The following is a 13,655-nucleotide window of genomic DNA, read 5'->3' on the forward strand; positions in this document are numbered from 1 at the left end:
GTCCGTTGGCCGAACTCCCAGCACGCTCCCAGCAATCCCCAGCCATCCGGGAGAACGGCGCCGGAGACAACCCGGAGACGACGACGGAGGGGGAGGCCGACCAATCCGGCCTCCCACTCCGCACGCGCTACTGCGAGGGCTACGAGGCCGGCTTCGTCAGGCCGACCTGGGTGATGCTGGTGATCTTCCCGGAGCCGTCCAGCACCACGTCGTACGTGTTGCGGGGGAAGCAGGGGTCCTGGTCGGCGGCCGACGTGTGGTTGATGCAGGAGTCGGTGTGTGCCGCGAACTGAAGGAGCGTGGCCGCGTGGGTGCCGTAGTTGAGGTCGGCGAGCTTCGCGGTGGCACCGGGGGCGAAGGTGTACGTCTTCTCCTCGCCCGCGTCGATCCAGCCGCCCTCGGGCTTGCCGCAGAGGTACTTGGTCTCCTTGGCGTAGACCGTGGTCACGGTGGCCGCCTTGGACAGGTTCAGCATCTTGTGCCCGGCCGGGACCGCCGGCGCCGTGCAGTTCGGGTCGTTCACGGGCGCGCCGGTCGCACCGCCGGTCGCGCCACCGGTCGGCTTGGCGGTGGGCACCGAGGTCGCCGTGGTGGGCACGGTGGGAGCGGCGTTGGTCGGCGCCGGCGACGGGTCGTTCTCCGGGCCGCAGGCGGCCAGGGTGAGGGCGGCGGCAGCGGCTGCGAGGGTCAGGAGGGTACGGCGGGAGGACATCATCGATCCTTGGGAGAGTGGTCGGACGGGGACGGGACCGACGGTCACGGGGCGTTGTCGTAGACCTCGGTGATCGCGGTGATCTTTCCGGAGCCGTCCAGCACGATGTCGTAGTCCGTACCGTCCTCGCAGTTCGAGGCCGGGTCGTTGATGTGGTTCACGCAGTGGTTGGTGTGGTCGACCAGCTGCTCCAGGGTGATCGGCTTCTGCCCGTCGAGCGTGGTCAGCGTCGCCTTCGCACCGGGCGCGAAGGCGTAGGTCTTGTCCTCGCCCACGGGCCACCAGCCCTGGTCGGGCATGTGACAGGTGTACTCGCCGTCCTTCGCGACGACCGCAGTCGTCGTGGTGGGCTTGGTCAGCACGATCACCTTGTGCCCGGCGGGGATCGGCTTCATCTCGCCGGGCTTGCAGTCCTCCCCGGCCTGACCGGGCTTCGTTGCGGTCGGGGCCGGCTTCGCGGTCTTCGTCGGCTTCGGCTTGGCGGTGCCCGACCCGGTCGGCTTGGCGGTGGGCACCGTGGTCGCGGTCGTGGGCGCCGTCGGAGCGGCGTTGGTGGGTGCCGGGCTCGGGTCGTTCTCCGGGCCGCAGGCGGAGAGGGCGAGAGCGGCGGTGACGGCCGCGACGGTGAGAAGGGTGCTGCGGGTCTTCAAGATGGTTCCCCCGTGTGACGGCAGTCGGACGACTGCCTGCTGACGGTCGCACAGACTATCGACCGGAAAGCCGCGGCAACACTCGGGTGATCATCTGATACAGATTCAGAACGGGATCGGCACGAAGCACCGCAGGGGCGCACCGAGCCGGCACGCCCCTGCGGGTACGGGGAAGGTCAGAGCGTCTTGCGGAACGCCTCGGCCACCGAGAGGAAGATCGAGTTGCCCTCGGCCTCGCCGATCGAGACCCGGACGCCCTCCGGGAACGGCCGGACGATCACCCCGGCCTCGGTGGCCGCGGCGGCGAACTCCGCGGAGCGCTCGCCGAGCGGCAGCCAGACGAAGTTGGCCTGCGAGTCCGGGATCTCCCAGCCCTGTGCGCGCAGCCCGGCGACCACCCGGGCCCGCTCCTCGACCAGCGCCTCGACCCGCACCAGCAGCGCCTCCTCGGCGCGCAGCGAGGCGACCGCGGCGTTCTGGGCGAGCTGGCTCACGCCGAACGGGACGGCGGTCTTGCGCAGCGCGGTCGCCACCTGCTCGTGGGCGATCGCGAAGCCGACCCGCAGGCCCGCGAGGCCGTACGCCTTGGAGAAGGTGCGCAGCACGCAGACGTTCGGGCGGTCCCGGTAGAGGTCGATGCCGTTGGGGACCTCGGGGTCGCGGATGAACTCGATGTAGGCCTCGTCGACGACGACCAGGACGTCGCGCGGCACCGCGTCGATGAAGCGCTCCAGCTCGGCGCGGTGGATCACGTTGCCGGTGGGGTTGTTGGGGTTGCAGACGAAGATCAGCCGGGTGTTGGGCGTGATCGCGGCGAGCATCGCGTCCAGGTCGTGGTCCCCGGCGGCGGTGATCGGCACCGGGACGGGCGTGGCGCCGGCGACCTGGGTGATGATCGGGTAAGCCTCGAAGGAGCGCCAGGCGAAGATCACCTCGTCGCCCGGGCCCGCCGTGGCGAGGATCAGCGACTGGGCGACGCCGACCGAGCCGGTGCCGGTGGCGATGTGCTCGACGGGCACGCCGAAGCGCTCGGCGAGCTCCTCCGTCAGCCCGGTGACCGCCATGTCGGGGTACCGGTTGAACGAGCCCGCCGCCGTGACCGCCGCCTCCAGCACGCCGGGCAGCGGCTCGTACGGGTTCTCGTTGGAGGACAGCTTGTAGGCGTCGGCGCCGGCCGGCTTGCCGGGCTTGTAGGTGGGGATGCCGTCCAGGGTCGGCCGCAGTCGCGGGCCCTGCGCAGACGTACCACTCACGGTCCTTCTCCTTCTCGTTCTCTCCGCGCCTCGTGGGCGCGTGTTCTCCGGTGCGTACGCCTCGGGTGCGTGCGCCGGACCACCCCGGTCGGGTGCCCCGCACGATACCGACCGCCCTCACCCGTAGGAGTGAGATGGCCGGTCGGTTTACAGGTGCAGATCAGCCATTCTGCCGGGTTCCAGTGGCACATGTCAGAGGTAAGACGGCAGGTTTCGGACGGGTATCGAAGGGGCGCACCCCGGCTCACTCGTGGAGAAACGTATCTCCAAGGGCTCCCGATGCGCCGGTCACAGACCCTTGTCAGGAGCCATACGATCGGTCCGCCATGACAGCAGCAGCCAACCAGAGCGGTCGGCGACCCACCACCTCACGGCGTCTGGAGCGGGCCGGCATCCGGGATGTGGCAGCAGCCGCCGGAGTGTCGATCACCACCGTCTCCGACGCGCTGAACGGGAAGGGCCGCCTGCCCGACGAGACCAGAAGCCGGGTGCGCGAGGTCGCCGAGCGCCTCGGCTACCGCCCCTCGGCGGCGGCCCGCACCCTGCGCACCGGACGGTCCGGCCTGATCGGGCTGACCGTCACGACCTACGGTGAAGAGCCGTTCACCTTCACCGAGTTCGCGTACTTCGCCGAGATGGCCCGGGCCGCCACCAGCGCCGCCCTCGGCCGCGGCTACGCGCTGGTGGTGCTGCCCGCCTCCTCCCGGCACGACGTCTGGGGCAACATCGCCCTGGACGGCACCGTGGTGATCGACCCGCCCGACCAGGACCCGCTGGTCAGCGAGCTCTACCGGTCCGGCGTCCCGGTGGTCAGCGACGGCAAGCCCGGCAACTGCCCGGTCACCGCCTGGGTCGACAACGACCACGAGGCCGCCGTGCTCGGCATCCTCGACCACCTCTCCGAGGCCGGCGCCCGCCGGATCGGCCTGCTCACCGGCACCAGCACCGACACCTACACCCGGCTCTCCACCGAGGCCTACCTCGGCTGGTGCGCCAAGGTCGGCCAGGAGCCGGTGTACGAGGCCTACCCCGCGCACGACCCGGCCGCCGGCGCCGTCGCGGCCGACCGACTGCTCGCCCGCCCCGACCGCCCGGACGCCGTCTACGGCCTGTTCGACCCCAACGGCACCGACCTGCTCGCCGCCGCCCGCCGCTACGGCCTGCGGGTGCCCGACGACCTGCTGCTGGTCTGCTGCAGCGAGAGCGACGTCTACGCCTCCACCGAGCCGCCGATCACCACGCTCTCACTCAAGCCGCGCCGGATCGGCACGACCGTCGTCAACCTGCTCATCGACGCCATCGAGGGAGTCGACTCCGGCACCGGCGTCGACATCGCCCGGCTCTTCCCACCGCGCTTCCGCACCGCCGGCACCGGCCCGCCGCCGGGCACCCTGATGCCCACCGAGCTGATCGTCCGCGCATCCTCCCAGCGCCGGAGCCCGCGCACCACCGTCAGCGCTCCCCGCCCCCCGGGCGAGGTCTAGACCATAACGAGCCGGGACAAAACGGACCTCGCGGGACGGCCCGGCTGACGCTCCGGAGATTGGATACCCACCAGGTGACGACGCCGGGAGAGTGGTCTTCCTATGATGGGCGAATGACACCCGAGGACCGCTTCCCCGGGCCTGAACACCCCGACTCAGGCCCCCGCCACCAGCCGGCCCTCGATGTGCTGCCGTACGGCACCTACTACGAACCGGAACCCGGACCGGGCTACTCCGGCACGCAGTACGACGAGACCTACACCGGCTACGGCGGCGCCCGCTACCTGGAACAGCACTGGCCCTCCGACGGCCAGGGCCACGGACACACCGTTCACGCGCCGATGTTCTCCCACGAGAGCCACCCCGGCTACGAGCCGACCCTGCCCGACCAGCCCTCGCCCGCCCTCCAGTTCGACCAACTCGACCAGCTCCCCGGGCGCGACGACCCGCCGACGATCGAACTCGGTCCGCCGCTCCCCGAGCCCGGCACGCCCACGTACCCGTACCCGGCACCCGCCCCCGACGAGCCCCCGGGCCCGCTCTACGTCGTCGGCGACGTCCACGGCTACCTCGAGGAACTGCTCGCCGAACTCCGCCACCAGGGCCTCATCGACGCCGACGGCCACTGGGCCGCAGGCCGCGCCCGGATCTGGTTCCTCGGCGACTTCACCGACCGCGGCCCGGACGGCATCGGCGTCATCGACCTGGTCATGCAGCTCGCCGCCGAGGCCGCCGCGGCCGGCGGCTACTGCCGGGCCCTGATGGGCAATCACGAACTGCTCTTCCTCGGTGCCGCCAGGTACGGCGACGAACCCGTCCAGTCCACCGCGGGCACCGCCTCCTTCCTCGCCGCCTGGCGACTCAACGGCGGCCAGCAGCACGACCTCGACCGCCTCCAGGCGCACCACATCAGCTGGCTCTCCCGGCTGCCCGCCATCGCCATCGAGGACGGCCACCTGCTGCTGCACTCCGACACCACCGCCTACCTGGAGTACGGCGAGTCCATCCCCGACGTCAACGACGCCGTCCACAAGCTGCTCGCCGACGAGGGCGTGGACGAGTGGTGGGACTGCTTCCGCCGCTTCACCAAGCGCTTCGCCTTCCGCGGTGAGGCCGGCCCGATGGCCGTCCACGAGCTCCTCGACACCTACGGCGGCACCCGGATCGTGCACGGGCACAGCCCGATCCCGTACCTCACCGGCGCGGTGCACGCTGACGACGGCGCGCCGCCGCACATCCCCGGCCCGTACGTCTACGCCGACGACCTCGCCGTCGCCATGGACGGCGGCGTCACCATGGAAGGGCGCCTGCTCATCGCCCGACTACCCGTCAACTGACACACGGACAGAACAGCTGTTCCCGGCGCCCGGGCCGCCGCACGCGCGCGGCCCGGGGCGCGAAATTCCGGAAACCGACTGTCACCATGGCCGCACCCGCCCCTACCATGAGGCACACCACACCCGGCCGCCCGTCCGGCGGCCCGCCTCCGCGCCCGATTCGGCGTCCCTGAGGGCCTTGCCCCTGGGGCGGAGCGAACCGGGGTCCGCATGAACGGGGTCCCCATGACCAACCCCCCGCCGCTGCACGCCGAGGACCGCCCGGAGTACGAGCGACTCCTCGCCGAAGCCCTCCGCGACGGCACCGTGCTCACCGCCCTGCGCGCGCCCGGCGCACTCACCGCCGCCGAGCTGCGCATCCGCGCCCTGCGCGACGCCGACGCCATCGCCGCCGCGGCCGACACCGAGTACCGGCACTACACACAGCTCCGCGACAGCCTCCGCAACACGCCACCGCCCCCGGAAGGCACCGAACCCACCGCCCCCGGCCTGCTCACCCAGCTGCGCTCCGCCGACGGCGGCGCCGGGCTCTTCCCCGTCCTCACCGTGCTCACCCCGGTCCTGGCCTGGGCCGCGGCGCTCGTCCTGCTCGTCCTCGGCTACACGCTGCGCGCCGCCGACCCCGACCTCACCCTCGCCCGCTCCCTCCTCACCGCCGGCTGGGTCGCCCTCGCGGCCGGCGTCGTCGCGATGACCGTCGGCCTCGTCGGACTCGTCCTCACCGCGTTACGCGACGGCTCCGCCGCACCCGCCGGCACCGACCCCGAACTCGCGCGCGAACTCGCCGAGGCCCGCCGCGCATGGCGCACCGCGCTGCGCGATCGCGGCCTCCTGCCGTACCTGCACGCGAGCCTCCCGGCCGTTCCGGCCACCGGCGCCCGGCCCGTCAGCAACCCCGACGCCACCGGCCCCGACTTCACCAGCCCGGACTTCAGCAGCCCCGGCTACACCCCGCCCGGTTTCACGGGCCCCGGCGCCGAGGGCATCACCGGCCCCGAAGGCCGCGAGTCCCGCCCCGCCGCCTTCACCACCCCCGACTTCACCGGCCCCGGCTACACCCCACCGGGCTTCACCGGCCCCGACGAGGTCTGAGGCGCGCCGCAGCACGACCGCCCGTCCGATTGAGCTACAGTCCGTTAAATCGTGACCACCCTCAGTCAGTCAGGCGCGTGCGAGCACCCATGACTCAGACCGACCAGTCCGCGCTGCCGACACCCGGTACCGGCGACGGCCACCCGCCCCGCGGCCGCGCCCGGCACGCACCGGGCGCGACCGGCCTGCTGGCCCGACTCGGCTGGGCGACCGGACGCCGGACCGCCTCGCCCGCCCCCCGAACCCGCGAGGACGAGCTGCTCGCCGTGCACCCGGCGCTGGTCCGGGACGCCGGCCTGCTCGCCGAGGTCCGCGCCGACCTGACCCCGGCCGCCGCGCGGGCCGAGAACCTCACGCTGGCCACCGCCGCACTGACCGGCCACGGCATCCCGTACGTCCTGGCCGAGGACGCCCGCCGGCCCGACGAGCCCGAACGCCACCACGTCGCCGTCCCGTTGGAGCACCGCGCCGCCGCGCTCCAGGCCCTGGAGACCGCCTGCGCCGGCCGGCACGTCTACCTCGAACCGATCAGCTGGGGCCCGGGGCCCGGACCGGGCCTCGCCCCCGGCCTCACCGCCGCCGTCGCCGCCGCCGAGGCCTGCCCCGACCAGGCCGACGCCCCGCAGCGGCTGATCCGCGGCGTCCGGGTGTTCCGGCCGTTCGTCACCCCGTCGCGGAGCCTGCGGTACGGCGCCGAGCACGGCTGCGAGATCAAGTTCTGGCAGCCGTGCGACGGCCCCGACGGCGGCGCGATCGTCCCGTACGGCGACACCCGCGCCGGCTGGTGGGTGCCCTCGCTCGCCCCGGCCGCCCGCGTCACCGTCGCCGGCCGGCACCACGGCGTCCCGGCCGCCTTCGCCCGGCGGCTGGTCGAGGACGTCGACTTCCCGATCGACGCCGTCTACACCTGGGTGGACGACACCGACCCGCGCTGGCGCGAACGCTGCGCCCGAAGCGCCGTACCCACCCCGCCGAGCGCCGCCGGCCGGCCGCACGGCACCGAACCGGAACGGTTCCGCAACCGTGACGAACTCCGGTACAGCCTGCGCTCGTTGGCGATGTACGCGCCGTGGATCCGGCACGTCCACCTGGTCACCGACGACCAGGTCCCCGACTGGCTGGACACCGGACACCCGGGCATCACCGTCGTCCCGCACCGCGAGCTGTTCGACGACCCGAGCGTGCTGCCGGTCTTCAACTCCCGTGCGATCGAGTCCCAGCTGCACCGGATCGAGGGACTCACCGAGCACTTCGTCTACTTCAACGACGACATGTTCCTCGGCCGCGAGCTGGGCCCCGGCTTCTTCTTCCAGAGCAACGGCGCCGCCCGGCTCTTCCAGGACGCGGTCATCCCGCCGAACGCCGTCCGCTCCGAGGACGACGCCTACACGGCCGGACAGAAGAACACCCGGGACGCCGTCGCCGGGAGGCACGGCCGCACCCCCGTCCGGACGTTCAGCCACGCCCCCCGGGCCGCCCACCGCAGCCTGCTGGCGCTCAACACGACGGAGTTCACGGCCGAACTGAACCGGACCGCCGCCGAGACCTTCCGGGCCCACGGCAGCCTCTCCCCGTTCACCCTCTACGGGTACACCGCCTACCTCACGGGCCGGGCCGTCTTCGCCGAGGCCGACGAGGTGTTCCTCGACATCGGCCGGCCGGACGGGCTGCGGCGGCTGCCCGAACTGCTCGCCGAGCGGCGGGCGGCGGTCTTCTGCCTGAACGACGTCACCACCGGGGTCGTCGATCCCGCCGTCCAGGACGCCGCCGTCCGGGCGTTCCTCGACGCGTACCTCCCCGTCCCCGGCCCCTTCGAGAAGCCCGTGCCGCCCTCGCTCCCACAGCCCGCCCGACCGGCCCCGGTGAACGCCCTGATCGAGTGAAGCCCCGTGGCCGCCGGGGCGATGTCCCTCCGGGCACGCGGGCCCCTCCCGCACAAGGGTGATGCCGACGGGCCATCGGAGCGACCGTCACGTGTCGATCACCCGGACGCGCCGCCCGTGCGCCTCATCTTGGCAGACACACCCCACACCGGCCCGCCGTTCGGAGACCGCATGCCCGCCGCCAACCGCCCCACCCACCGCCGTCGCCTGCGCGGCACGCTCGCCCTCGTCACCGCAGCCCTGACAGCCGTGCTGCTGCCCGGCACCTGGCAGACCGCACACGCCGACCCGGGACAGACCAGGGACATCAGACCCGCCGCCCCGGGCGCGCCGCTGACCTGGGGGAGCAACGAGAGCGGCGAGCTCGGCGACGGCTCCATCGCCCCGCGGAGCCTCGCCCCCGGGCGCGTCTGCGGCGGCGCCCCGTGCACCAGCCCGCTGCACGACACCATCGCGCTCTCCGCCAACGGCAGCCACACCCTGGCCCTCCAATCCGACGGCACCGTCCTCGCCTGGGGATCCAACCTCTTCGGCCAGCTCGGCATCGGCACGACCACCACGTCCACCACCCCGGCGAGAGTCTGCGCCCCCGGCGCGACCGCGCCCTGCACCAGTTTCCTGAACAACGTCGTCGCCGTCGCGGCCGGCGGCGGCCATAGCCTGGCCCTGCGCGCCGACGGCACCATCCTCGCCTGGGGCGACAACCTCTACGGCGAACTCGGCAACGGCACCAACGGCAACTCCACCACCCCGGTCCAGGTCTGCGCGATCGGCACCTGCGGCGCCCCACTGGGCAACGTGGTCTCCATCGCCGCCGGCTTCTCCCACAGCCTGGCACTGCTCGGCAACGGCCTCATCGTCGCCTGGGGGGACAACGCCAACGGCCAGCTCGGCGACGGCACCACCACCAACCGCAACATGCCCGTCATCACCACATCCGGTGACTACGGCGCCATCGCAGCCGGCTTCAGCCACAGCCTGGCCCTGCGCACGGACGGCACCGTCTACGCCTGGGGCGACAACACCTACGGCGAACTCGGCGACGGGACCAACACCGAGCGGCACACCCCCACCCAGGTCTGCGCCCCGAGCACCTGCGACAGCGCCAAGCTGAGCGGCATCGCCGCCATCTCCGCCGAAGGCTTCCACAGCGTGGCACTGCGCTCGGAGGGCACCGTCCGCGCCTGGGGAAGCAACGGCTTCGGCCAGCTCGGCGACGGCACCAACACCGACGCCAACCTGCCCGTCCGGGTCTGCGCCCCCGGCGCGACCGCGCCCTGCGGCACATTCCTGACCGGCATCAGTGCCGTCGCCGGCGGCTACCAACACACCTTGGCCCTGCGATCCGACGGCGGGGTGCACAGCTGGGGGGCCAACTACGCCGGCCAGCTGGGGAACGGCACCACCAGCAACAGCAACACCCCGGTCCGGGTCTGCCAAGTCAACAGCTGCGCCGACCAGCTGACCGGCATCAGCGCCGTCGCCGCCGACAACTACTCCAGCCTGGCGCTGTCCCGCTCCGCGACCGGCACCTGACCGCACCGAATAGCCTCTGATCGCACCGCTGCCCCGGGAGCACCGCCGCTCCCGGGGCAGCGTCATGCGGCGACAACCGCGGGGAGCCGGATCCGGCGTCATGCCCGGGTAGTACTCGGCCTTCAGTCAGGGACAGATCAGTTCGATGGTCGGAAAGTAGGTCCGATAGCGCGAGGCGTCGCGCGTGAGCAGCCGATATCCACGCACAGCCGCATGCGCTCCGATGTAGAAGTCCGGCAGAGGTGAGATCTTCTGCCCGCCGCGCTTGCGGTACAGCAGAAATGCCTTGCCTGCCAGAAACCCTGCCTCGTAGGGGAGCGGCTCTCGCGCGAAGTCCTCGGCGGGCAGGACCGCGTCCAAGTCCTCGATCGCGGCATACGCCACCGAGACCTCCGCGTAGACGATCGGGTTGATCACCACCTCCCCCTCGTCCTGGGCCTTGGACAACGCGGCCTCCGACCAATCGGCCCAGTTCTCATCGTCCGTCATCAGGTCGAGCAGCACGCAGGAGTCCACCAAGGTCACCGGCCGGCCCCGGTCCGGGCCGACCAGCCTCAACCGACTACTCGCCACGCAGTAGCTCCATGATCTCGTCCGTGGACATTCCGCCCGCGGCGCTTCCCCTCATCCGGCGGGCCACCCGCTGCCCTCTGGTGCCGTACCCCTCCCGGCGCACTATCCGCAGGACGCCGTCCTCCTCGATGACGTCCACCTCGTCCCCGGGTCGCAGACCGCACTTCTCGCGAAGGTCCGCGGGGATGGTGACCTGCCCCTTGCTGTTGAGCCGCATCTCCCACCTCCTGTACCACGTAATACCTCTACCACGTAATACTAGATGCAGCCCCCACTCGCCCGGAAGTCATGCGAGGAAGCGTCGTCCGGTCCTCCACTCGGCGCGGGAAAGCCCTGGCGGGTGGCCGCCGATGTCGCCTCGGTGCTGCAGATCGCCCGCGCGCATGATGCCGTACGCGGGCTCGACGACGACGAGAAGGGTACGGATACTATCCGCACCCCCGGCGGTGACCAGCAGGTTTCCATCATCAGCGAGTCCGGCCTCTACTCGTTGGTCCTTCGCTCCAGGAAGCCCGACACCAAGAAGTTCCGCCGCTGGGTCACCCACGAAGTACTACCCGCCATCCGAAGGACCGGCCGGTACGCGGTCGAAGATCACACGGCTTCGGCTCTGCCGTCCGAGACCGCCGCGGTCTTCGGATCCGTCGCTCGGGCCGGTCTGGAGGCACTCCTCGCCTTGGCCCGCACCGACCCTCGTGATGCCGCCGCCGTGATCGCCGAGGCACTGTCACAAACGCATCCCGACCAAGTGTCGACGATCACGTCGGGACTTCTGGTCAACCGCGGCCCTGAAGCACCGCCTGAGGTGCCACCCATCTCCTCCGGGACGCCACCCGAAATGCCTGCGCAACGGGCAGCATCGGCGCCTCTCTGGCACACTCGGATCCCTGAGAACGCCATTCCCTTCAGCGCTTGGTGGAGATCCTCAGCTGCGAGTTCAACCGGCCCGAGCTCAGTCGCGACCAGCTCTTCGCGATCGCCCGTGACGCCCGACTACTGCGACGGTTGACCGCACCGTACAGCGGCAATACGCTCACCGATCCGCGCCTGTCAGGGCTCTTCGTCGTCCGCCGCATCGGTGGAGCTGCACACGGCTGGCCCTGCACTCACCACTACCAGCCACTCGTCCTGCCTCAAGGCATCATGATCATGCGTCAGCTGGTCGCACAGGACATCGAACGCGGCGTGCTGTAGCGCACTCTCCGCTGTGGGCGGCAGAGCAGCAGTCGGTCGATCTGGTCTAGTCCGCAGCAGGCGGCGGAGCCAGGCCCCGGGACTTGGCGAGCTTGACCCCTACCGGGATCAACATCCGACCGAGCGGGGTATCCGGGTGGTCACGGAGGATGATCCGAGGGTCCGTTCGAGTGGACCGGTCGACGAACCGAAGCAACTCGCGTTCTATGTCATCCGTAGTCGGCCGATTCGCCGGCTCCAGATCGAGCATCGCGGTGATGAGCCCGCTCAGCGCGGGACCGGCGTGCACGGCGGGCGGGTACTCCCCATGGGCTATCCGATAACCGACGACGCCGGGAGACGTGTCATCGAACGGGCTCCTGCCCTCGACCATGGTGTAGAGAACAGTGCCGAGCGACCAAAGGTCAGAGGCCGGGAGATCCTGGCCCCGCCAGCGCTCCGGAGCGATGAATGGCGGCGAGCCCATGACAGTCCCATCGGAGTTCGTGGGGCTTGCTGTCTCGTGGAACACCGCTAGCCCGAAGTCGACGAGGACGGCGCTTCCGTCCTGCCGGAACAGAACGTTCTCCGGCTTGACATCCCTGTGCAGGATGCCGTGGCCGTGAACAGCCGAGATCCCGTGCAGGAGGTCGAGACCTATGCGGGCCGTCTCATCGACGGGTAACGGGGCGTGTTCGCGCAGGACCCGGTCCAGGCTGCGCGGATTGAGGAGTTCCATGACGGTCCAGATCTCGTTCCCGAGGTCGACAACGTCGTGGATGGCAACCACGTTGGGGTGGTTGACCCGGGCGAGGGCCCATGCCTCGGTGCGCGCCCTGGCGAGGAAGCCCTCGCGGTCACGGGAGTGAGGCGTCTCGATCAGCTTGAGCGCAACACGGCGGTCGAGGCGAGTGTCGATCGCCTCCCAAAGTGCTCCGGCACCACCCTGGCCGATCAGTTCACGCAGACGGTATCGACCGTCTATCAGCTCCGGATCGAGATGGGCGTCGGGTACGGGGTTACGCGGGATTGTTCCGAACAATGCCCTGGTGCCATGTTCGGAGCCCTTACCCGCTTGCGCGTCGTGGGGGCGGTAGGCGGTCAAGAGCGCGGTCAACAGGAGGGCTGTCTGTTCAGCCTGGTGACGGGCTTGTTCGCTCTCGTCGAGTCGCCACCGGAGCTTGTCGAGTTCGTCCTGGGTGGCCAGCAGCCGAACCATGAGCTGGTCACGGTCCAGGACGGGGCCCATGGCCATTGTCGCGTCGTTGGCCGCACGCCACAGTGGGGCGATCTCATCGAGTCTGCGCTGGCGATCGGCATTGTCGCTCGAGCAGATGTCTGCGACGGCCTCGACGAAGGCCCAGGAGAGCCTTTCGCCCTTGAGTGGTTCGTAAAGCTGGCGCTGCGACGGGACAAGCGTGTCGTCGGCATGGCCGAAGTGTTCGGGGCGGAGCTGTGCGTGCAGGCCGGCTACGGTCAGGTCGGCTTCCTTCAGCCAGCTCCGCAGCAAGGTGGCGACCTGTTCCGGGGGGCTGTCGCCTAACTCCTTGAACCGTCGTCCCGGCTTCCTCGGCTCGGCGGTTGCCACCAGTACTCCCCCGAATTGTCACCGGACAACCGGTGTTGTCCGCGTACTACACCCCACGGGCAAGACTGCCGTACCAACCCGGGCCATAGTCAACTCGCGGGCCTTCGACGGTAGATGGCCCTGGTCACAACTCACCGGAGATTGCCATGTTGCGCTCGTCGAAGTTGTTCCGCAGCCGCATGTCCAGTCTGCTTTGCTGGCTGGACTCGCCGAGCGGGAGGGGGTTTCGGTGGATCGTCACCACCGGGTTGGCGGTGACCGCACTGGCGCTGGGGGTAGAACGGCCTGAGGTATGAGAAGTTCCCTCCCGGAGAGGGTCGGTGGTCCACGTGAGAGAAGAGACGACCGGTGAGCAACCGAAGCCGATCGTGAGC

13 protein-coding genes are annotated in these 13,655 nt (G+C 70.9%); 7 read left to right on the forward strand and 6 right to left on the reverse strand.

Features of this window, described 5'->3' with window-relative positions:
* Positions 1–139 precede the first annotated feature (139 nt).
* The 3 genes from F7Q99_RS12705 to hisC all read right to left on the reverse strand — a co-directional run bounded on the left by F7Q99_RS12705 (position 140) and on the right by hisC (position 2,615).
* Complete coding sequence (locus F7Q99_RS12705) at positions 140–712, reverse strand: hypothetical protein (RefSeq protein WP_153461323.1); 573 nt, start codon at positions 710–712, stop codon at positions 140–142.
* Positions 713–756: 44 nt separating this feature from the next.
* Positions 757–1,362: a hypothetical protein gene (locus F7Q99_RS12710; protein WP_153461324.1), complete on the reverse strand. Its 606-nt coding sequence runs from the start codon at positions 1,360–1,362 to the stop codon at positions 757–759.
* 176 nt (positions 1,363–1,538) lie between these two features.
* Positions 1,539–2,615 carry a histidinol-phosphate transaminase gene (hisC, locus tag F7Q99_RS12715; protein ID WP_326846592.1) on the reverse strand — a complete coding sequence of 359 codons (1,077 nt, stop codon included), beginning with the start codon at positions 2,613–2,615 and terminating at the stop codon, positions 1,539–1,541.
* Between the two features lie 326 nt (positions 2,616–2,941).
* Here hisC and F7Q99_RS12720 point away from each other — a divergent pair, with 326 nt between their 5' ends.
* The 5 genes from F7Q99_RS12720 (at position 2,942) to F7Q99_RS12740 (ending at position 9,947) form a co-directional block, all read left to right on the forward strand.
* Complete coding sequence (locus F7Q99_RS12720; RefSeq protein WP_153461325.1) at positions 2,942–4,099, forward strand: LacI family DNA-binding transcriptional regulator; 1,158 nt, start codon at positions 2,942–2,944, stop codon at positions 4,097–4,099.
* Between the two features lie 341 nt (positions 4,100–4,440).
* Positions 4,441–5,436: a metallophosphoesterase gene (locus F7Q99_RS12725; RefSeq protein WP_153466111.1), complete on the forward strand. Its 996-nt coding sequence runs from the start codon at positions 4,441–4,443 to the stop codon at positions 5,434–5,436.
* Between the two features lie 225 nt (positions 5,437–5,661).
* Positions 5,662–6,528 (forward strand): hypothetical protein, encoded by an 867-nt coding sequence (locus tag F7Q99_RS12730; protein WP_153461326.1) that lies wholly within the window; start codon positions 5,662–5,664, stop codon positions 6,526–6,528.
* Between the two features lie 89 nt (positions 6,529–6,617).
* Positions 6,618–8,411, forward strand: coding sequence for a stealth family protein (locus F7Q99_RS12735; protein ID WP_153461327.1), 1,794 nt, complete (start codon positions 6,618–6,620; stop codon positions 8,409–8,411).
* Positions 8,412–8,582: 171 nt separating this feature from the next.
* On the forward strand, positions 8,583–9,947 hold the full coding sequence (locus F7Q99_RS12740; protein WP_195911052.1) for an RCC1-like domain-containing protein: 1,365 nt from the start codon (positions 8,583–8,585) through the stop codon (positions 9,945–9,947).
* A gap of 126 nt (positions 9,948–10,073) precedes the next feature.
* Here F7Q99_RS12740 and F7Q99_RS12745 read toward each other — a convergent pair whose 3' ends face one another.
* Both F7Q99_RS12745 and F7Q99_RS12750 read right to left on the reverse strand, forming a co-directional pair.
* The gene (locus tag F7Q99_RS12745; RefSeq protein WP_326846593.1) at positions 10,074–10,520 is read right to left on the reverse strand and encodes a type II toxin-antitoxin system VapC family toxin; all 447 of its coding nucleotides are present in this window, start codon (positions 10,518–10,520) and stop codon (positions 10,074–10,076) included.
* Positions 10,510–10,737, reverse strand: coding sequence for an AbrB/MazE/SpoVT family DNA-binding domain-containing protein (locus F7Q99_RS12750; RefSeq protein ID WP_153461329.1), 228 nt, complete (start codon positions 10,735–10,737; stop codon positions 10,510–10,512). Before F7Q99_RS12750 ends, F7Q99_RS12745 begins: the two co-directional genes overlap by 11 nt.
* 45 nt (positions 10,738–10,782) lie before the next feature.
* Here F7Q99_RS12750 and F7Q99_RS43640 point away from each other — a divergent pair, with 45 nt between their 5' ends.
* Together F7Q99_RS43640 and F7Q99_RS12760 are read left to right on the forward strand one after the other, a co-directional pair.
* Positions 10,783–11,529: a BRO-N domain-containing protein gene (locus F7Q99_RS43640; protein ID WP_153461330.1), complete on the forward strand. Its 747-nt coding sequence runs from the start codon at positions 10,783–10,785 to the stop codon at positions 11,527–11,529.
* Positions 11,433–11,714, forward strand: a complete 282-nt coding sequence (locus F7Q99_RS12760) for a hypothetical protein (RefSeq protein WP_195911267.1) — start codon at positions 11,433–11,435, stop codon at positions 11,712–11,714. Before F7Q99_RS43640 ends, F7Q99_RS12760 begins: the two co-directional genes overlap by 97 nt.
* Positions 11,715–11,760: 46 nt before the next feature.
* Here the strand turns inward: F7Q99_RS12760 and F7Q99_RS12765 are convergent, their stop codons facing one another.
* Positions 11,761–13,281: a serine/threonine-protein kinase gene (locus F7Q99_RS12765; RefSeq protein WP_153461332.1), complete on the reverse strand. Its 1,521-nt coding sequence runs from the start codon at positions 13,279–13,281 to the stop codon at positions 11,761–11,763.
* Positions 13,282–13,655 lie beyond the last annotated feature (374 nt).

Origin of the sequence: Streptomyces kaniharaensis (assembly GCF_009569385.1) — a bacterium.
GTDB classification, from domain to species: Bacteria; Actinomycetota; Actinomycetes; order Streptomycetales; family Streptomycetaceae; genus Kitasatospora; species Kitasatospora kaniharaensis.